This is a genomic window from Mesorhizobium sp. LNHC252B00 (assembly GCF_000502955.1).
Taxonomy (GTDB): domain Bacteria; phylum Pseudomonadota; class Alphaproteobacteria; order Rhizobiales; family Rhizobiaceae; genus Mesorhizobium.
Genome location: NZ_AYWO01000007.1, coordinates 131,592 through 151,223 on the forward strand (window position 1 = coordinate 131,592; position 19,632 = coordinate 151,223).

Consider the following 19,632-nt stretch of genomic DNA (forward strand, 5'->3'; position numbering starts at 1 on the left):
GGACTGTTCCGACTCGCCGAGATGCTTGAACGCCTCGGCATACGCGGCCGGCTGTTGCTCGCCTTTTTCGGGATCAGCGCCCTTGCGGTGCTAGCAACCGCTGCGGCGCTTTATGCCTTCCTCCAGGTTGGCGACGTCGTCGACCGAATTACCACGGATCGAGTGCCGTCGGCGCTCGCCTCCCTCCAGCTGTCGCGCCAGGCCGAACGGGTCGCTGCTGCCGCGCCATCGGTGCTGGCAGCGACAAGCAGGGCTCAGCACAGCGAGGTCTCGGCTGCCGTCGCGCTCGAGATGTCCCGCCTCGAGGCCCTGCGCACGGACCTCCGGGATGCCACGTCGGGCACAGTGCCTTTGGCCGAGATCGAGGAAGCCGCGATTGTTCTGAGGCGCAACCTGAAGGAGCTCGACTCTCTTGTTGTCGCCCGGCTCGACGTGGTAGCCCGTAAGGAGGAACTCCTGAACCGCCTCGCCGCGACGACGACCGGCAGCCAGCGCCTTGTCGCCACCGGCATCCTAGTGATGGATTCCAGGCTCCCGCAATGGCGGGCGGTCGCGGCCGACACGTCGCTGTCGGCTGATCGACGCGCAGCGGCGATGGCCGACCTGGTCCAGGCGATTGCGGCCTACATCCCCCAGCAGAAGGCGCAGCTGGAGATCTCGGCGGTCAACGACGCGCTGGTGAAGGTCGCGAACGCGCCGACGCCGGGCGACCTGGCGTTGATCCTTTTTCCGCTACGCCGTTCGCTCACTGCTCTTGAAAAGGTTGCCACGGAGATCGACGAAAAGCTGCGGATCCGCTTCCGGCAGCGTGTCGACGAATTCAAGGGTTTGACCGACGGCGAGGACAGCATCCCCAAGGCGCGGGAGGACGAGTTTGGTGTCCTGGCACAGGGCGAAAGGCTTCTGGCCGAGAACAATCGACTGTCGCGCAATCTCACCGCTGGCGTCGATCGCCTGGTCGCCACGGCAGACCAGGAGATCGCTGCGTCCGGTCGCGAAGCCGCGCTCGTCCAGCGCTACGGCACCGCGGTTGTGCTCGGCTCCGCCTTCCTCAGCCTCCTGAGTTCGGTTCTGGTTGTCTGGCTCTATGTCGACCGCAGCCTCCTTGCCCGACTGGGGGCCGTGAGCCAGGGCATGCTCGCGATTGCGGGGGGCAACCTTCGTGCGCCGCTGCCCGCAGCTGGCAGCGACGAAATCGGGCGCATGGCCGAAGCGCTGAGACTCTTCCGGGATACTGCTGTCGAGATCGAGGAAAAGAATCTGCGCGACGTTGCGGAAGCTCGTCAGCGGCTCATCGATGCCATCGAAAGCATCTCCGAAGGATTCGCCCTGTACGACTGGGAGGACCGGCTCGTCCTCAGCAACAGCCGCTACCGCGAATTGCTCTACACCGGTCTGGAGACCGAACTGACGCCCGGCACGACATTCGAGCAAATCATTCGCCGATCCGCTGAGCGCGGCTACATCAGGGACGCCGAGGGGCGGGTCGAGGAGTGGGTCGCCGAGCGCCTCTCGCGGCACCGCAACCCTGGCGAACCTTGGGTGCAGCGGCGAGGCGATGGGCGATGGGTCATGATCAGCGAGCGGCGGATCAGCGCCGGCGGCACGGTCGCCGTCTATTCGGACATCACTGAGCTGAAGCAAAGGGAGGAGAACCTCGCCGAGAAATCCGTGGTTCTGGAGGCGCTTTCCAGCAAGCTGGCGAAGTATCTGGCGCCCCAAGTGTATCGCTCGATATTCACCGGCCGCCAGGAGGTCAGGATCGCCAGCCAGCGGAAGAAACTGACAATATGCTTCTCCGATATCGCCGGCTTTACCGAGACCACTGACAAAATGGAATCCGAGGATCTCACCCAACTCCTCAATCACTATCTGACGGAAATGTCGAAAATTGCTTCGGATCACGGCGCGACAATCGACAAATATGTCGGCGACGCGATCCTGATGTTTTTCGGCGATCCCGAGACTCGCGGCGTCAAGGAGGACGCGCTGGCTTGCGCGCAGATGGCACTTGCAATGCAAAAGCGGATTATCGAGCTTGCCGAAGTCTGGCGGGACATGGGGATCGAAACACCGCTGCGCTGTCGCATCGGCATCCATACCGACTACTGCACCGTCGGTAACTTCGGCAGCGAGGACCGGATGGACTACACGATAATCGGCGGCGCCGTGAATCTCGCCTCGCGCCTGGAGCAGGAGGCGCCGCCGGGGGCCATCCTCATTTCCTACGAGACGTTTGCGCAAGTGAAGGACTCAATCGACTGTGAGGAGCTGGGGCACGTCCAGGTCAAGGGGATCGCCTATCCCGTCGCCACCTACCGCGTCATCGATCTGAAGGCCAATCTGGCGGCCGCTCGTTGTGCTGTTCGAACCGAGCTGCCGCACTTCAGGCTGGAACTTGAACCGGAGCTGATGTCCCCTGACGAGCGTGGCGATGCCGCCACTGCACTTCGAGACGCGCTGGATCGGCTTTGTCACAAGCCCGGGTAGTAGGGCTTGGTCCACAACGACCCCTCCCAATGGACGCAAGGAGTGGGATGTGAGACGCCACTCATTGGCAGAACGGTCGCTCTCAGTCTTCGAACTCGGGCGGAACGTCCGCATCGGAGCCGAGACTTAACATTCACGGCATCGCCGGCAAGGTCCGGATATGGCGCGAGGCAGACGCCTAGTACGGCGAATGTCGCATTGGATCGGATTCCGACCTTACCGGGTCATTCGGCCACGACCGGAAATGAAGCTCTGTGTTCGTTCGCTGACGAATCCTACCCCAGCCTCGCCCGTGCCTTCGCCGTCCAGGCGCTGAACAGCCGGTCGGCGACGATGCCGATGAAGGCTATTGCCAGGCCGGCGACGATGCCGCGGCCGGAATCGGCCTTGGACAACGCGATGAACACTTCCTGGCCGAGATCGCGCGTGCCGACCATGGCGCAGATGATGATCATTGCCAGCGCCATCAGGATCGTCTGGTTGACGCCGAGCATGATCTCCGGCAGCGCCAGCGGCAGTTGCACGCGAAAGAAGGTCTGGCGCGGCGTGCAGCCGGACACCTTGGCCGCCTCGATCAGCGCCGGCGGCACCTGCCTGATGCCGTGATTGGTGTAGCGGATCGCCGGCACCACCGCGAAGGCTATCGTTGCGATCATCGCGGTGACATCACCGACCCGAAACAGCATCACCACCGGGATTATGAAGCAGAAGGAAGGCAGCACCTGCAGCGTGTCGATGACCGGGGTGACGATCTTCTCGAAGCGGTCGCTGCGCGAGGCCATCAGCCCGATCGGGATGCCGATCAGACAAGCGACGAAGGCCGAGATGCCGCAGAGATAGACGGTCGCCATGGTTTTTTCCCACAGGCCTGTGATGGCACAGAAGGCGGTCAGAGCGGCAACCAATACGGCCAGGCGGAAACCGCTAAGCTGATAGCCGGCGAGGCCGAGCAGGAAGACGGCACCCAGCCAGGGAAAGCCTTCGCAAAAGGCGCGCAGCGGATTCAGCAAATTGAGGATCAGCGCCACGCGAAACGCCTCGATCGCATCGAAGAAATTGATCGTGACCCAGTTCACCGCCGCCTTCCACAGCGGCGCGGTGGTGAAGGTGATCGCCTTCGGCACCGCCGCGAAGGCCGGCACGAACAGGCCGAGCAGCGTTGTCACGGCAAGGATGGCGATGGCCAGCGTCAGATTGGGGTAGCGTCGCCAGAGGCTCGCGCCGATCGCCTTATGGACATGACCCTTGGCCTGCTTGTGCGCGATGGCCTGGCTCAGTCGGTCGAGCGCGATGGCGAGCGCCACGATGGCGAGACCGGCTTCCATCGCTTCGCCGACCTTCAGCGCGCGCAGTGCCAGGAGCACGTCGTAGCCGAGGCCACCGGCACCGATCATCGAGGCGATGATGACCATATTCAGCGCCAGCATGATCACCTGGTTGACGCCGACCATCAGTGTCGGCCGCGCCGAAGGCAGCAGCACCCGCCACAATTTCTGGCGGGCCGTGCAGCCGGCCATTTCGCTGAAATCGTCGATCTCGGAGGGCACCCGCGACAGCCCCAGCATCGTCGCCCGCACCATCGGCGGCGTGGCGAAAATGGCGGTCGCGATCATCGCCGAGACCGGGCTGTTGCCGAACAGCAGCAGCATCGGGATGAGGTAGGCAAAGGTCGGGATCGTCTGCATCAGGTCAAGGGCAGGGGAGACGATGAGCCTTTCGGCCCAAGGCTTGCGCCATGCCCATATGCCGGCGAACAGGCCGGTGACGATGCAGAACGGCACCGCGATCGAGATCAGCGCCAGCGTCAGCATGGCACTGGTCCATTGGCCGAACAGCGCGATATAGAGGAAGCAGCCGCCAACCAGCAGGCTGAGTTTCCGGCCGCCAACGGCATGTCCGGCGAGGAAGGCGGCAGCGCAGACGCCGACCCAGGACAGGCGCGGCAGGACATAGGCATCAATGCCATGACCGATCTTGAAATTCTTGGCCAGCAGGTTGAGCGCGAAATCGAGCGGCACGCCGAGCACAGCGGTGATCGAGCGGGTCAGCCACGACAGGTTCGACTTGATCCAGCGCATCAGCGCGCTGACCCAGTCGGCGACCGGCACGACGGCGCTTGCCGGATAGTTGACGGCCCAGGGCAGGCGGTCCTGCAGCAGGAAAACGACAAGCACGGCGGCAAGCGCGAACGCCCAGATCAGCAGCCAGATCTGAAGCGGTCGCGCCCTTGCTTCACTGGCACTTGCCGTCACCGTCATGCGCCGGCCCTCGAGCGATCGATACCGGCCAGCAGATCGATCACCGCTTGCGGCGTCACCTCGCCGATCGGCTTGCCGGTGCCGTTGACCACCGCGAACGGCTTGTCGGCGGCAACGATACCGGCCGAGAAGCTGGCGATCTTGGCATCGGGCGAAACCGTGCCGCCATGCTCCGAGCCGTCGCAGGCGCGCATCAGGCTGCGAGCCGAAATCACCTTGGCGCGGTCAACGTCGCGGGTGAATTCGGCGACATAGTCGGTCGCCGGATTGACCACCAACTCCTCCGGCGTGCCGATCTGGATGACCTCGCCGTCCTTCATGATGGCGATGCGGTCGGCCAGCCGGATCGCCTCGTCGAAATCATGGGTGATGAAGACGATGGTCTTGTGCAGCATGGTCTGCAGCCGCATCAGCTCATCCTGCATCTCGCGGCGGATCAGCGGATCGAGCGCGGAGAACGGTTCGTCGAGAAACCAGATTTCCGGTTTGGTCGCCAGGCTGCGGGCGATGCCGACACGTTGCTGCTGGCCGCCGGAAAGCTCGCGCGGATAGAAATGCTCCCGACCGCTTAAGCCGACGAGTTCGATAACCTCGCGGGACCGTGCCTCGCGCGTCGGCCGGTCCTGTCCCTGGATGCTGAGCGGAAAGGCGATGTTCTCCAGCACGTTGAGATGCGGCAGAAGCGCAAAATTCTGGAACACCATCCCCATGCGATGCCGCCGCAATTCGATCAGTGCTGCATCCGAGATTTTCAGGAGGTCCTTGCCCTCGAATTCGACCTTGCCGTGGGTCGGCTCGACCAGCCTCGACATGCAGCGCACCAGCGTCGATTTGCCGGAGCCCGACAGACCCATAATGATGAAGATCTCACCCTGGCGGATTTCAAGATCGACGGCGCGCACCGCGCCGACAAGTCCGGCAGCAGCGACTTCAGCCATGCTGGCCTTGCCGTCGCGTTCTCGGATGAAGTTGGCCGCATTCGATCCGAACAGCTTCCAGACATTGCGGCAGGCAAGTTTTATCGGGCGGGCATCCTTTGGCGTGCCCGCCACGTTTGGCTCCTGTTCAATCTTGTCCGTCATTCAAACGTCCTTCTGGAACATCAATAATTGAGACCCGGCCGATCAAGCAGCCGGGTCTCATTGTTCCAGTTGGAACGATCACTGCGCCCAGGCTTTCCAGTCGGCCTCGTGGGCGGCGATCCAGGCTGCGGCGACATCTTCCGGCGTCTTGCCGCCGAGATCGATCTCGCCGCTCATCTTGTTGAGTTCGTCGGTGTCGACCGTGTAGGCCTTCGTCACCTTGTAGGCGACCGGCCATTTGTCCTTCATGCCGGCCCAGGAGTATTTCCAGATCTCGCCATGCGGCTTGCCGCAATCATACTTGGCGTCGGGGTTCACGCCCCATTTCGGGTCGTTGTAGCACTCGGGCGTGTATTCGGGGAATTCAATCCACTCGCCCTTGTACTTGGCCGGCGCCCAGTGCGGCGAATAGATCCACAGCATGATCGGCGCCTTGCGCTGGTAGGCGGAATCGAGTTCCGCGAACATCGCCGCGTCGGTGCCGGCATGGATGACGGTGAAGGGCAGCTTCAGTGCCTCGACGCGCTCGTCATCAAAGCCTTCCCATGTCACCGGCCCGCCGAGATAACGCCCTTTCGGTGTGGTTTCCGCCGTCGAGAAGGCCTCGGCGCATTTCGGGTCTTTCAGCGCTTCCCAATTGGGCAGGCCGGGGCACTTCTCCTTCATGTATTCGGGAAACCACCACTCTTCCTTGGCCTTTGGTCCGAGCTTGCCTAGCCGTTCGGTCTGTCCGGTCGCGTCGGAGGCCTTCATGGCCTCGCCTGCGGTCGTGTCCCAGAATTCCAGGCCGACATCGAGATCGCCATTGGTGAGACCGGTGGTCAGGCTGGAGAGGTAGTCGGCGGTCGGATATTCGACGGTATAGCCGAGCTTTTCCAGGATGCCGCCGAGGATCTTGGCGTTCAGATTGACGCTGGTCCAGTCGAACAGCGCGATCTTGATCGGATCGTTGGATTCCGGTGCGGCGGCTTGGGCGGACGGCGTCAGCAGGCCTAAGGTCGCGAGCGCGACGGCGCCCATCGAGAGTTTCGAGATGTGACTGCGAAATGACATGCTTGTTCTCCTTCAAGCTGTGACAGTTTTATCGGTCGTTCCCTTCTTGCGGCTTTTCTTGATTGTGTTGGAAAGGCGGTTCGTTGCGCAAGGCCGTCGGCGCCAAATTGTTGCCCTGTCCTGGCCAACGCAGGCAAGATGGTGCTCAATTCTGGTGATGGTGGAAAATGCTGGGAGTCTCAGCGTCATAGCTGCCGACGGATCGCTGCGGGAGCGATCATCTGCGGATCAATTGCCAGTCCTGCGGCGCCCTGCAAGGTGTTCCCATGATCCAGAGCATTTCCGGCGAAACACGATCGCCTCCATGCTCTATCCGTTTGTTTTTTACGCAATTCCGGCCGCAAAACCGCTTCGCACTTTTGCTGCAATTGCTCTCGGCTATCGACCCGGCAAGCCCCGTCTCGCCAAGGTCGTTTCATAGGATGAAATTATATATACCAAGGTTCATGTCGCGCAACGACTAACGCTTCGCGAAACGCATAAATTCAGACTGCAGGCGAAGTCGAAGCCTACCAGCAGACGTAGCCGCCATCGACAATCAAGTCGAGGCCGGTCACGAAGCTTGAGGCGCGGCTGGCCAGGAACACTGTCGGCCCGACCATTTCCTCCGGCGCCGCCATGCGCCCCATCGGTGTGTCGCGCTTGAAGATCTTGACCTCTTCCGCCACCTCCGGCCGCTTGTTCATCGGCGTCAGCGTGTAGCCGGGGCTGACGACATTGACGCGCAGTCCGCGGTCGGCCCACTCCATGGCGAGACTCCTGGACATGTGGATGACGGCGGCTTTCGAGGAATTGTAGTGCGCCTGCGTCAGGCCCCGGTTGACGATGGTGCCGGACATCGAGGCGATGTTGATGATCGAGCCCTTGCGTCGCGCCAGCATCTTGCGGGCTTCGGCTTGGCAGGAAAGGAACACGCCGGCGACATTCACCTCGTGCACCTTCTGCCATGTCTCCAGCGACAGCGTCTCGGCGGGCTCGGAGCCGGCAATGCCGGCATTGTTGACGGCGACGGTCAGCGCACCGAGTTCGGCCTCGACGCGATCGATCGCCGCCGCGAGATCGCTCTCAGACGTCACCGTGCCGGTGAGCACAAGCGCCTTGCGGCCGAGTGCGGTGATCCGGTGCGCGGTTTCGTCCAGTCCACCTTTCGACGCATGGCCGAAACAGGCGACGTCGGCACCCGCCTCGGCCAGCCCGATCGCGATCGCCTGGCCGATGCCGCTGCCGGCGCCCGTGACCAGCGCGACATCGCCGTCAAGTTTGAAAAGATCCATCGATAGCCCTCCCTGCTTTCGGGAAGGTACGCGCTGCGCTACGTCCCGATCAAGCGCCCATCCTCGACCTCGACAATGGTCGGCGAAAACCCGTCGAGCTCGCCGAGCGCCCAGGCATAAGGCGCAAATTGATCGGCGCGGCTTTGATGCCGCGGATTTTCATCTCAGCGCCCGACCTCGAAGAAAGGCTTCCCGAGCAGGTCGGGAACGACGTCGATGCCAAGGCCCGGTCCGTCCGGGATGCCCATGCGGCTGCCGGCGACCGGCGGCATGTTCGACGCCGTGCGCACCGTCACCCATTCATGGAAAGCGATGGCGTGCAGCCGGCGCTCTTCAGGCGTCGACAGCGACAGATGCGCCATGGCAGCGGTGTCGATCTCGGCGCCGCCAGTATCCTCGACGGTGATCATGAAGCCGAGGTCGACGGCAAGGTCGCGGATCTGCCGTGTCCTGCTCACGCCGCCGAGCCGCGAAATCTTCAGCGTCAGCCCGTCGGCAGCACCCTTGCGGTGGATGTCGAGCATGTCGTCCAGCGAGGCGACGGACTCGTCGAGCACCATCGGCTTGTCGAGCGAGCGGCGCACCGACATGCATTCGTCGATCGTCGTGCAGGGCTGCTCGAATGTATAGTCGATGGCCCGTGTGGCGTCGGCAAACTGGCGCGCCTGGTAGGGCGTCCAGCCGGCATTGGCGTCGCAGAAGATAACCGTGCCTTTCGGCACCGAGGCGGCGACCGCTGTGACGCGCTCGATGTCGTCGTGGACATTGCCGCCGACCTTGACCTGCAGCCGGTGGAAGCCGTCCTTGACGATGCGCTTGGCCAGCGTGGCCATGGCCTCGACCCTGCCATGCGTGACGACCTTGTAGAGTTCGGCCGTCTCGCTCTCCTGGCCGCCGAGCAGCGTCACCAGCGGCACGTCGGCGGCGCGCGCCGCGAGATCCCAGCACGCCATGTCCAGCGCCGACTTGATGTAGGGATGACCCTTGAACACCGTGTCCATCAGCCGCCCGACGCTGGCAAGCCCGCGTGGATCGTGGCCGATCAGATGCGGGGCGATCTCCACCACGCCGGCGCGGACGCCGGCCGCGAAGGCAGGCGAATAGAAATTGCCGAGCGGCGCCATTTCGCCCCAGCCGGTGAGGCCGCTATCCGAGGTAATGGACACGATCACCGCGTCGAAGGCATCGGCAACGCGCCCCTTCGACATGCGGTAGGGCCCGTCCACGAAAGGCTGCACGACATGGTAGGCTTTGATGGTTTGGATCTGCACGTGTCTTTTCCGTTGGCTGCGATGGTGGGGACGGGTCAAACGCCTTTCGAAGGGCGCTGTTCGAGACCGCGCGCGTAGGAGAGACAGCAAGCCAATCAGGTTGTCGACAATCGAACAAGAGCCATTATGACTTCTTCGAAGGCGCCAGCCTGGCGATCATCTCGGCGAGACCGGGCCCCGCCGTTGGTCACCGCGTCACGGCGCCGGGCCGATCGCGCTGTCACCCGTGTCGGTGCGCCTCGGCCACCCCTGACTGGGGGACTGCTCACGAAAGCGGCGCCCGCGACCTGTGGGAAGGTCGGGGCGCCGCGCTGAAGCCGGTCCTGACGGGGGAGTTCAGGTGGCCGGCTTTTCCGGCGTTGGAGATACAGGCATTCCGGGTCCGATCTTCTGCAGATTGCCCGTGATGACCTGATCGCCCTCGGCGACGCCGCTTAAGATGGCGACCTGATCGCCGCTCGTCGGGCCGAGCGAAACCAGCCGCTGGTCGACCGTGTTGCCCTTGCCGACGACATAGAGATATTTGCCGAGCTGGCTCGAGCCCAGCGCCGTCTGCGGTACCATGAGCGCATCGGGCTGCTGCTTCACATGCAGCCGGACACGAACATATTGCCCCGGCAACAGGGTGAACTTGCCGTTGCCGATCGTCGCTCGCGCAGTGATGGTGCCGGTCGAACGGTCGACCGAATTGTCGATGAAGGTCAGTTCGCCCTTCTGGCTCGCCTCGGTCTGGCCGGGAAGCAGGACCTCGACCTCGATCGGGCCGTTGGCGCGAGCCTGCTCGATCTCGGCCAGATCCGTCTCGCTCGGATTGAAGGTGACGTAGATCGGATCGAGCTGCACCAGCGTGTTGAGCACCGTGCCGGCGACGCTGACCAGCGTTCCGACAGAGGCCTGGTTGCGGCCGAGGCGCCCACCGAACGGCGCACGGATTTCGGAATAGCTCAGATTGAGCTCGGCCGTGCGGACCGCCGCCTGGTTGAGCGCCAAAGACGCTTGCGCTTCGCGCAAGGTGCTGGTGCGCTGGTCGAAGCCGTCCTTGGCGAGGTACCCGCTCTTGGCAAGCTCGGTGCCGCGACCAAGATTGGAGCGGGCATAGTCGAGCGTCGCCATGTCGCGCTGCACCTGCGCCTTCGCCTGGTCAAGAGCGGCCTGGAAGTCGTCAGGCGAGATCTTGTAGAGAAGATCGCCTTGCCGGACGTCAACGCCGTCAGCAGCGTTCTGTTCCTGCAGATAGCCTGGAATCCTGGCTTGCAACGTTATGCTGCGGATCGGTTCCGTCCGCGCGGCGTAGTCGAGGTAGATCGGGATCGTCTTCCTGACGACGCTGACCACCGGCACCGGCATGACGAACGCCGCCGGGGCGGGCGCGGCACCGGCCGTGCCGGCATTGAGGCTGAGATTGCCCATGTCGAGCAGGTGGACGCTGGCCACCGAGATCGCACCCAGCGCGACAGCCGTTCCCAAAGCGATTTTCCATTTACGCATGATCAGTCTCCAATCTTATTCGGCCGCTTCCGCCAGGGGCGGGAAGGCGTGCTCAGTCGTTGGCTCATTGTCTTGAGTAGCGGGCTCGTCATTGCCGCGGCGCTCGCGCAGCTGTTCGATGACCGCGTAGAAAACCGGCACGAACACCAGCGACAGAATGGTCGCGGCGACCATGCCGCCGAACACGGTGGTGCCGATCGACTGACGGCTTGCTGCACCGGCACCGGTCGCAAACATCAGCGGTAGCACGCCGAGGATGAAGGCGAAGGCCGTCATCAGGATCGGCCGCAGCCTGAGCCGGGCGGCTTCCATCGCCGCCTCCACAATGCTCAAGCCTTCCTCGCGCCGTCGCCGGGCGAACTCGACGATCAGGATCGCGTTCTTCGCCGCCAGCCCGATCAGCATGACGAAGCCGATCTGCGAGTAGACGTCGATCTGCATGCCGCGCATCCACAGCGCCACGAACGCGCCGAACAGAGCGAGCGGCACCGCCAGCAGCACCATGAACGGCATCGCCCAACTCTCATACTGCGCCGCCAGGATCAGGAAGACGAAGACGATGGCGAGGCCGAAGACGACGGACGCGATCGATCCTGCCTTGAGCTCCTGGAAGGTGATGCCGGTCCATTCGAAACCGAAATCCCTGGGCAGCGCGGTGGCAGCGGCCCGTTCCATCGCGGCGACCGCCTGGCCCGAGGAGAAGCCGGGTGCGGCGCCGCCATTGATCGAGGCCGAGGCGTTGTTGTTGTAGTGCGGCACGGTTTCCGGGCCGACGAACGGCACGAGCTTGCCCAGCGTGCTGAGCGGCACCATGCCGCCGGAGGCATTGCGCACGTAGAGCCGCGAAATGTCGGCAGCACCCGCACGTGCATCCTTGTCGGCCTGGATGGTCACCCGGAAGGTTCGGCCGAACAGGTTGAAATCGTTCACGTAAAGCGAGCCGAGATAGATCTGCAGCGTGCTGAACACATCCGGCAGGTTGAGGCCGAGCAGTTTCGCCTTGCTGCGGTCGAGGTCGTAGTTGAACTGCGGCGTCGAGGTCGAGAACGGCGAGAACAGCTGCTGCGGATTGATCTCCGGCTGCTTGCGCGCCTCGGCGATCACGGCTTGCGTGGCGTCGTTGAGAGCTGAACTGCCGCGACCGGTGAGGTCCTCGACGACGAATTCGAAGCCGCCCGTCGTGCCTATGCCGGGGATCGACGGCGGATCGAAGCTCAGCGCAAAGGCTTCCGGAATCTGCATCAGCTTGCCGCGCACGTCGGCGACGAGCTTGGAGGCGCTCTGGTCGGGACCGCGTTCCTCCCATGGCTTCAGGATGGCGAACTCGACCGCCGAATTCGACTGCGCGGCACTGGTCAGGAAGTTCAGGCCGCTGATCGAGCCGACGATTTCGACGCCGGGCGTTGCCTGCAGGATGTCGCGCGCCTTCTTGGCCACTGCGTCGGTGCGTTCCAGCGAAGCGCCGTCGGGCAACTGGATGACGACGAAGAAATAGCCCTGGTCCTCGACCGGAAGGAAGGTCGAGGGCAGGCGTTGCCAGACGAAGTAGGTGGCGACCAGTCCGGCCGCGAACAAGCCGAGCATGATCCAGCGCAGGCGGATGAGAATGCGCACGCCGTGCGCATAAGCATGCGACAGCCTGTCGAAGCCTGTGTTGAACCAGCGGAACGGGGCGAACTGCGTCTCGCCGCGATGCCGCAGGAAGGCCGCGCTGAGCGCGGGACTGAGCGTCAGCGAGTTGAAGGCGGAGATGCCGACGGAAATCGCGACCGTCAGCGCGAACTGATTGTAAAGCCTGCCGGAGACACCCGGAATGAAGGCAACCGGGACGAACACGGCCATCAGCACCGCCGTCGTGGCGATGATAGGACCGGTGACTTCGGCCATCGCGGCCTTGGTGGCCGCCAGCGGTTTGAGCCCGGCCTCCAGCTGTCGTTCGACATTCTCGACCACGACGATGGCATCGTCGACGACGAGGCCGATCGCCAGCACCATGCCGAGCAGGGAGAGCATGTTGAGCGAGAAGCCGAGCATCTCCATGACGACCAGCGTCGCCACCAGCGAAACCGGTATGGCGATGGTCGGGATGATCGTCGTGCGCCAGCTTTGCAGGAAGATGAACACCACGGCGACGACCAGCACCAGCGCTTCGCCGAGCGTGATCAGCACGTCATGCATCGATGCCGAGACGAAGCGGGTCGTGTCGTAGTGCATCGCATAGGAGACGCCCTTCGGGAAACGGCCGGACAGCTCCTGCATCTTGTCCTTGACGCGCTGCTGCAGATCGAGCGCGTTGGAACCCGGCATCTGGTAGACGGCGAGCACGACGGTCGGATCCTTGCCGAAGAAGGCGGACGACGAATATTGCAGCGCTCCGAGTTCGATGCGGGCGACGTCGCGCAGCCGAACCAGCGAGCCGGTGCCGGTATTGGCGCGCACGACGATGTCCCCAAATTCCTTGGGATCGCTCAGGCGACCGACGGCATTGACCTGCATCTCGAAAGCGGTGCCAGCCGGGGCCGGGGACTGGCCGATCTTGCCGGCCGCCACCTGGACATTCTGTTCGGCGATGGCGTTTTGCACGTCGACCGCGGTGATGCCGAGATTGGCAAGCTTGTCGGGATCGAGCCAGACGCGCATCGAATAGCGGCGCTCGCCGAAGATCTGCACGTCGCCGACGCCGGGCAACCGCTTCAGCGGATCGACCACCTGCAGATAGGCAAGGTTACTCAGCGCCACCGGATCGACGGAACTGTCCGGCGAGGTCAGGTTGACGATGAGGACGAAGTTCGGGTTCTGCTTCTTGATCGTCACGCCGCCCTGGTTGACGATCGCCGGCAGCGACGAGGCCGCCTGCGAGACGCGGTTCTGGACGTCGACCGCGGCGGTGCTCAGCGAATAGCCGACATCGAAGGTGATGGTGATGGTCGAGGAGCCGTCATTGGAGCTCGTCGACGACATATAGGTCATGCCTTGCACGCCGTTGATCTGCTGCTCGAGCGGCGTCGTCACCGTGTCTGCCACCACTTGCGCGCTGGCGCCTGGATAATGGGCGCTGACCACGACCTGCGGCGGTGTGATGTCGGGGAACTGGGAGACGGGCAGCAGGAAATAACAAATCGTCCCGGCGAGCACCATTATGATGGCGATCGCCGAGGCGAAGATCGGACGATGGATGAAAAAGTTTACCACGACACACACGCCTCCCCGGCCGCCGTTGCCCTGCCGAAGGCACTGGCAACCCTGGACAACCTTTGAGCGCGCCCGACACCGAACTCATCCTGCGAACGGAATAACGGCACCTCGCGCTGCTGCGCATCGGCGAGTGAGCGCAGCATGTTTTCGAAGGCGCGCGGATCAACGCCATCGGCTTTCATGACCAGCCGGATCATCGGATCCCGGACGGCTTCCTCTATGGTAAGATCGCGGCGCTGTGGCATTGGCCGGCTCCTTGTCTGTCGGTTCGCAGCCCATGCTCGCGAACCGTTTTTCATCTCTTCACCGGCCGAGGCCGCATGATTGGCAGTTTTTCATCCGCCTTCGCCTGGCAGGGCCAGTTCACGGCCTTGTTATTGACGACGGACGATAGAGGTGTTACCAGTAAGTAACATTCTGGAAGTTACAGACCGGTAACACCCTAGTCAAGAGGTGGCCGAGGGTTTTTTGGAAACGAAAGGAGATCATGATGACAGAAGGCGTCGTGGAGCGCTCTCGTCCCCGGGAGCGGATCCTGGAGACGGCACGCGACATGTTCCACAAGCATGGCATCAAGGGCGTCGGCGTCGACGCCATCACCGAAGCTGCCGGCACGAACAAGATGACGCTCTATCGTCACTTCGAATCCAAGGACGAACTGATCGTCGAATGCCTGCGCGCCAATGCGGCCAAGGCCGGCGCTATGTGGGATGTATTTGAAGCCGAATTTCCTGGTGACAAGCTTGCCCAGCTGCATGCCTGGGTTCGCAAGGCGGCTGCCATGCTCAATGCTGACGGTCGTGGCTGCGACATGGCCAATGCCGCCGCTGAACTGACCGAGCCGGACCATCCGGCCAGGCTGGTGATCAAGGAGCTCAAGGAAGCCCAGCGTGAGCGCCTTGTAACGCTATGCAGGGATGCGGGTATCGGTCAGGCCGAACTGCTCGCCGATACGCTGTCGCTGCTGTTCGAGGGCGCGCGTGTCAGCGTGCAGACCGTGGGAAACGAAGGTCCTAGCATGCAGTTCGTGCGCATGGCCGAAGGGTTGATCGTTTCCTTCCGGGGCACCGCCGCCGGTTGATCTCCACCGCGACTGTTGGCGTCTTACCCGTCGTGTGACCGAGGTGATCATCGCCGCCCCAACGCAGGCTGCACCGGAAATTTCCAAGGACCAAACAAAAAAAGCCCGCTGCCGGGAGGAGGTGGCAGCGGGCTCGATTTCGAATGTGGTGCGGGAGGAGGTGCACCCCATTCAGCGTCGGCATCGCATCTGGGAGGAGTAGATGGCCGACAACCAGAAACTACGATTTGCCCAATGATTCGGCAATAATGAATCCTGCATAGCTCCTGTGCAGATTTGCCGTGTCAATTGTCGTACAAATCCGGATTGTGCCTTGCCAAGTCGCCCACCTCACTGCACCGGAATGTTTTCCCTGAAGATCAACCGCGGTTCGATGAACTTCCTGGTAAGGTAGGGCGCCGAGGAGGCAATCGAGCCGAGCAGGCGAATGACCGACTGTTCCGCGATCAGCCTGGCATTCTGGTCGATGACGACATCGAGCAGATCGTCGACCAGATGGCCGCGTGTGTCCTTGGTGAGGTCGTGACAGATGAACACCGGTTTGCGGTTCGGCCTCGCTTCCCGAATCGCCCTTGCAACGCCCGAATGTCCGGCTCCGACGCAATAGATGCCCAGCAGTTCCGGTTCGTTGCGCAGTGCCTTCATGGTTTCGGCATAGCTAATCTCAGGCTCGTCGTTGATCTCGACTGCGCTGCTCACCGTCAGGTTGGGAAACTCTTCATTGAGCACCGATCGGAAACCCATCTCGCGTTCCTCGTGGCCGCGATAAGAGCGGGAGCCGACGACCATCGCCAGATGGCCGGTGCGGCCGCCAAGGAAGCGTCCCATCAACAGCGCCGCCGTTCGTCCCGCCACCCGGTTGTCGATGCCGACATAGGCCGAGCGCGGTGCCGCCGGAACATCGGACACCAGCGTCACCAGGCGCATGCCGGCGTCGACGATGTCGCGCAGGATGTTGCGCGTACGCGGATGATCGACGGCGATGACACCGACGCCATTGGCCTTGAGCGAGAGATTTTCGACGGCACTCTGCAGCGCGTTCGGCGAGATGCCTGCGAGGTTGTGGATCCGGCACGAGGCGACGAGCGGCAGGCGCGCGGCGTAATCCTCGATATGGCCGGCAAGATCGCGCATGAAGGCATTGCTGCCGATCGGCAGCAGGAATTCGAGGTGCGCGGGCCGCGAGGGCAGCGTCACCTGATCCGCGACCGGCAGATAGCCGAGCTGCTTGGCCGCCTCCATGACGCGCTGCCGGTTGGCGGCGCTCGCACCCGGCCGGCTATTGAGCACCCTGTCGACCGTTGCGGTAGACAGCCCGCAATTGCGGGCGATATCCGAGACGGTGGCTTTCATGCCGCAACCCCCGGCCCGCAATTGCGGGCGTGATCCGAAACGGTGGCTTTCATGCCGCAACCCACGGCCCGCAATTGCGGGCGAAATACGAGACGGTGGCTTTCATGCCGCAACCTATGCGCCGATGCGAGGCCGCGCCAGATGAACGATGCGACCTGAGTGACGGATGATTGCCGTCCATCACAGATAGTCAGTGCGATGGCTTGCCATCGGCAATGGCATCACGGATTTCCTTGTCCGACATGCCGGTGATGATCCGCTCGACTTCCAACACGCTGGTCTTCTTGGGGTCGATGTCGTCGGCGACCACCTTGCCCCGGCGCATGACGACGATGCGGTCGACCACTTGGAAGACATGGTGGATGTTATGCGCGATGAAGATGCAGGAATGACCGGAATCGCGGGCGTTGCGAACGAAGCTGAGCACGCCCTGTGTTTCGGCGACGCCGAGATTATTGGTCGGCTCGTCGAGGATAATCAGGTCGCTGTCGAAATGCATGGCGCGAGCGATCGCCACCGCCTGGCGCTCGCCGCCCGACAGCGAGCCGATCGGCGTCGTCGGCGGTATGTTCTTGGAGATGCCGACCTGCTTGAGCAGATCGCGGGCGACCGTGTTCATGGCGTCCTGGTCCATCCGGTTGAGGAAGCGCGGTGGTTTTAGCGGCTCGCGCCCGAGGAACAGATTGCGGGCGATCGACAATTGCGTGACCAGTGCCGAGTCCTGGTAGATCGTTTCGATGCCCTGGGCGATGGCGTCGCTGGTGCTGCGCAGGCTCACCTTCTGGCCGCGGATGAAGATATCGCCACTGGTCAATGGAACGGCGCCCGAAAGCACCTTGATCAGCGTCGACTTGCCGGCGCCATTGTCGCCGAGCAGGCCGACGATCTCCCGTTCGTTGACATGGAAGTTGGCATCCTCCAATGCCTGGACGCGGCCATAGGACTTGCGGATGTTCTGCATGCGGATCAGTGGCTCGGCCATGATTCAAGTCCCTGCCTGATGCCGGCGTTCCAGCCATGAGTGGAGCGCCATCATGCCAAGGATGATCGCGCCGATGAAGATGTTGTAGGCAAGGCCTGGCACGCCGATCAGCACGATGCCGTTGCGCATCACGCGCAGGATCAGGATGCCGAGCACGGTGCCGATGATCGTGCCGCGCCCGCCGGTGAGTGCTGTACCGCCGATCACCACCATGGCGATGACTTCCAGCTCGTAGCCGGTGCCGCTGTTGGGGTTGGCAGCCGAGGTGCGCAGCGAGGAGATGACGCCGGCAAGCGAAGCCATGACCGACGACAGCACGAACAGGCCGATCTTGACGCCGCTGACATTGACGCCGCGGGCGCGCGCCGCATTGGGATTGCCGCCGGCCGCCTGGATCCAATTGCCGGTCCGGCTCTGCGTCAGCACATAGCCGAGCGCGATGGCCGCGGCGATGAACCAGAACAGCGACATGTAGATGCGGAACGGCCCGATGAAGAAATCGCCGACCAGCGCTTCCGCCAGCCAGCTGCCTTCCGCGCTCCAGGTGCGCTGCGGAAAGCCATCGGTGACGAAAAGGGCGGTGCCGCGTACCACCAAAAGCATGCCGAGTGTCACCAGGAAGGACGGGATCTTGAGCTGCGTCACGAACCAGCCGTTGACCAGCCCGATGAAGCCGGCAACCAGCAGCGCGGCGACAAAGCCGACCTCCAGCGATGTCAGGCCGCTGTTGAACAGCGTCCACATCAGCACCGGCGAGAAACCGAACAACGAACCGACCGAGAGGTCGAATTCGCCCGACGTCATCAACAGCGTCATCGCCAGCGCGATCAGGCCGAGCTCGACCGTGAAGGCAAGCGTGTTGGAGATGTTCTGCGGCGACAGGAAGTCGTGGTTGATGCCCCAGAAAACGGCGATCTCGACGACGAGCAGCACGAAGGGGCCGAATTCTGGCCGTGCGACGAAGTGTTGGATGAGCGAACGATTTTCCACGAGCAACCCGCGACATAGGTGGAAAGGCTGAGCCTTGCATATCCGTGCGTGAACGGCTCGGCGAAAATAGGAAGCCAGTCGCGATCACCGAGGCGATCGCGACTGTTTGGGCACGGGATGTTACTTGCCGGACAGGATGTTGTCGTAGACCTGCGCGGTGTCCTTCTCGTAGAGCGCGCCGGTGATGACGTTGAAGCCCGGAGGAATGCCACTCGCGGCCATATTGGCGAGCGAGAGTGCGACATAGCTGGTCGCCTGCGGATCCTGCCACTGGCCGGCATTGACGTAGCCGTTCAGCACTTCCTGGGTGGTGTCGAGCGAGTTGCCCCAGCCGACGACCGGGATTTCGCCCGGCTTGATGCCGACCTGGTCGAACACCCGCTTGATCGAGCCAGTGACGAGATCGCCGAGGCCGATGATCGCCTTGACCTTGGCTTTGTTGGCTGTGAGGTAGTCGACCATGCGGTTGATCACTTCAGCCTGGTCGAGCGTGGCTTCGGTGATTTCATAGGTGATGCCGAGCGGCCCGAATACGCTCTTGATGCCTTCTTCTTCCTGGACGCCATAGGTGGCGCCGGGGACCTCAACCGGCATCCAGACGAAGTCGCCCTTCTTCACCAGGCCCTTGTCGACCAGATATTGCGCCCAGTGCTTGCCGAAGGTGACGTTGTCGCCGCCGACATAAGCGTTGAAGTCCGCTTTCGGGTCCGGCGTATTGAAATTGATGATCGGCACTTTCGCCGCACGCGCTTCCTTGACGATCTCTACCAGGCTGCCCGGATCGGGGCTCGTGGTGACGATGCCATCGGCCTTGGCGGAGAGGGCGGCGCGAACCGCTTCCTGCTGCGAGGCGACATCGCCATTGTGGAACGAGGTGTTGACGGTGTTGCCGGTGTCCTTGGCCCATTGCTTGGCGCCGGCCAGGAAGTAGGTCCAGACCGGATCGGCCGGGCCGCCATGCGAAATCCAGTAGAATGTCTTGGCCTGTGCCGCTGCCGGAACAATCGTCAGCGCCACCAATAGGCCGTATAGGACGAGTCTTAGCCGTGTCAGCATTTGATTTCCTCCCGTTTGTCGATGGTCAGTTCTCAATCCGTCCCTTGTTCCGGCGACCG

At 63.0% G+C, this 19,632-nt stretch carries 15 protein-coding genes; 3 read left to right on the plus strand and 12 right to left on the minus strand.

All coding sequences use genetic code 11. The annotated features are described in order from the left end of the window. Positions 1-21: 21 nt before the first annotated feature. Positions 22-2,490, plus strand: coding sequence for an adenylate/guanylate cyclase domain-containing protein (locus tag X744_RS157995; protein WP_023759024.1), 2,469 nt, complete (start codon positions 22-24; stop codon positions 2,488-2,490). A gap of 275 nt (positions 2,491-2,765) precedes the next feature. Here the strand turns inward: X744_RS157995 and X744_RS157990 are convergent, their stop codons facing one another. From X744_RS157990 to X744_RS157980, 3 genes are all read right to left on the minus strand, one after another. After that, the gene (locus tag X744_RS157990; protein WP_023759025.1) at positions 2,766-4,748 is read right to left on the minus strand and encodes an ABC transporter permease subunit; all 1,983 of its coding nucleotides are present in this window, start codon (positions 4,746-4,748) and stop codon (positions 2,766-2,768) included. Further along, on the minus strand, positions 4,745-5,830 hold the full coding sequence (locus X744_RS157985; protein WP_023759026.1) for a glycine betaine/L-proline ABC transporter ATP-binding protein: 1,086 nt from the start codon (positions 5,828-5,830) through the stop codon (positions 4,745-4,747). Before X744_RS157985 ends, X744_RS157990 begins: the two co-directional genes overlap by 4 nt. A gap of 78 nt (positions 5,831-5,908) precedes the next feature. Further along, positions 5,909-6,883, minus strand: a complete 975-nt coding sequence (locus tag X744_RS157980; RefSeq protein ID WP_023759027.1) for an ABC transporter substrate-binding protein — start codon at positions 6,881-6,883, stop codon at positions 5,909-5,911. Between X744_RS157980 and X744_RS1000000173630 the strand changes: the two genes are divergently transcribed. After that, entirely contained in the window at positions 6,882-7,304 is a 423-nt protein-coding gene (locus tag X744_RS1000000173630) for a hypothetical protein (protein WP_156938533.1), read from the plus strand. The genes X744_RS157980 and X744_RS1000000173630 overlap by 2 nt on opposite strands. Before the next feature lie 88 nt (positions 7,305-7,392). On the opposite strand, the gene X744_RS157975 is transcribed toward X744_RS1000000173630, so the two are convergent. The 5 genes from X744_RS157975 to X744_RS157955 all read right to left on the minus strand — a co-directional run bounded on the left by X744_RS157975 (position 7,393) and on the right by X744_RS157955 (position 14,356). Continuing rightward, entirely contained in the window at positions 7,393-8,157 is a 765-nt protein-coding gene (locus X744_RS157975; RefSeq protein ID WP_023759028.1) for an SDR family oxidoreductase, read from the minus strand. Between the two features lie 164 nt (positions 8,158-8,321). Then, on the minus strand, positions 8,322-9,428 hold the full coding sequence (locus tag X744_RS157970; protein WP_023759029.1) for a mandelate racemase/muconate lactonizing enzyme family protein: 1,107 nt from the start codon (positions 9,426-9,428) through the stop codon (positions 8,322-8,324). A gap of 336 nt (positions 9,429-9,764) precedes the next feature. Further along, on the minus strand, positions 9,765-10,916 hold the full coding sequence (locus tag X744_RS157965) for an efflux RND transporter periplasmic adaptor subunit (RefSeq protein WP_023759030.1): 1,152 nt from the start codon (positions 10,914-10,916) through the stop codon (positions 9,765-9,767). 15 nt (positions 10,917-10,931) lie between these two features. Beyond that, positions 10,932-14,108 (minus strand): multidrug efflux RND transporter permease subunit, encoded by a 3,177-nt coding sequence (locus X744_RS157960; RefSeq protein WP_023759031.1) that lies wholly within the window; start codon positions 14,106-14,108, stop codon positions 10,932-10,934. Continuing rightward, complete coding sequence (locus X744_RS157955) at positions 14,102-14,356, minus strand: hypothetical protein (protein ID WP_023759032.1); 255 nt, start codon at positions 14,354-14,356, stop codon at positions 14,102-14,104. The genes X744_RS157960 and X744_RS157955 overlap by 7 nt, the downstream gene beginning before the upstream one ends. A 245-nt stretch (positions 14,357-14,601) precedes the next feature. On the opposite strand from X744_RS157955, the gene X744_RS157950 reads away from it, so the two are divergent. Further along, positions 14,602-15,192: a TetR/AcrR family transcriptional regulator gene (locus X744_RS157950; RefSeq protein ID WP_023759033.1), complete on the plus strand. Its 591-nt coding sequence runs from the start codon at positions 14,602-14,604 to the stop codon at positions 15,190-15,192. A 330-nt stretch (positions 15,193-15,522) separates the two neighbouring features. On the opposite strand, the gene X744_RS157945 is transcribed toward X744_RS157950, so the two are convergent. The 4 genes from X744_RS157945 to X744_RS157930 all read right to left on the minus strand — a co-directional run bounded on the left by X744_RS157945 (position 15,523) and on the right by X744_RS157930 (position 19,573). Further along, complete coding sequence (locus X744_RS157945) at positions 15,523-16,545, minus strand: LacI family DNA-binding transcriptional regulator (RefSeq protein WP_023759035.1); 1,023 nt, start codon at positions 16,543-16,545, stop codon at positions 15,523-15,525. Between the two features lie 190 nt (positions 16,546-16,735). Beyond that, complete coding sequence (locus X744_RS157940) at positions 16,736-17,527, minus strand: ATP-binding cassette domain-containing protein (RefSeq protein WP_023759036.1); 792 nt, start codon at positions 17,525-17,527, stop codon at positions 16,736-16,738. Between the two features lie 3 nt (positions 17,528-17,530). Continuing rightward, positions 17,531-18,517, minus strand: coding sequence for an ABC transporter permease (locus X744_RS157935; protein WP_023759037.1), 987 nt, complete (start codon positions 18,515-18,517; stop codon positions 17,531-17,533). A gap of 120 nt (positions 18,518-18,637) precedes the next feature. Beyond that, positions 18,638-19,573, minus strand: a complete 936-nt coding sequence (locus X744_RS157930; protein WP_023759038.1) for a substrate-binding domain-containing protein — start codon at positions 19,571-19,573, stop codon at positions 18,638-18,640. Positions 19,574-19,632 lie beyond the last annotated feature (59 nt).

Coding starts and splice junctions, on each gene's coding strand:
- X744_RS157990 (WP_023759025.1), bottom strand. CDS start 4,748: ATGACGGTGACGGCAAGTGCCAGTGAAGCAAGGGCGCGACCGCTTCAG.
- X744_RS157950 (WP_023759033.1), top strand. CDS start 14,602: ATGACAGAAGGCGTCGTGGAGCGCTCTCGTCCCCGGGAGCGGATCCTG.
- X744_RS157965 (WP_023759030.1), bottom strand. CDS start 10,916: ATGCGTAAATGGAAAATCGCTTTGGGAACGGCTGTCGCGCTGGGTGCG.
- X744_RS157985 (WP_023759026.1), bottom strand. CDS start 5,830: ATGACGGACAAGATTGAACAGGAGCCAAACGTGGCGGGCACGCCAAAG.
- X744_RS1000000173630 (WP_156938533.1), top strand. CDS start 6,882: ATGCTTGTTCTCCTTCAAGCTGTGACAGTTTTATCGGTCGTTCCCTTC.
- X744_RS157995 (WP_023759024.1), top strand. CDS start 22: ATGCTTGAACGCCTCGGCATACGCGGCCGGCTGTTGCTCGCCTTTTTC.
- X744_RS157975 (WP_023759028.1), bottom strand. CDS start 8,157: ATGGATCTTTTCAAACTTGACGGCGATGTCGCGCTGGTCACGGGCGCC.
- X744_RS157980 (WP_023759027.1), bottom strand. CDS start 6,883: ATGTCATTTCGCAGTCACATCTCGAAACTCTCGATGGGCGCCGTCGCG.
- X744_RS157940 (WP_023759036.1), bottom strand. CDS start 17,527: ATGGCCGAGCCACTGATCCGCATGCAGAACATCCGCAAGTCCTATGGC.
- X744_RS157955 (WP_023759032.1), bottom strand. CDS start 14,356: ATGCCACAGCGCCGCGATCTTACCATAGAGGAAGCCGTCCGGGATCCG.
- X744_RS157930 (WP_023759038.1), bottom strand. CDS start 19,573: ATGCTGACACGGCTAAGACTCGTCCTATACGGCCTATTGGTGGCGCTG.
- X744_RS157945 (WP_023759035.1), bottom strand. CDS start 16,545: ATGAAAGCCACCGTCTCGGATATCGCCCGCAATTGCGGGCTGTCTACC.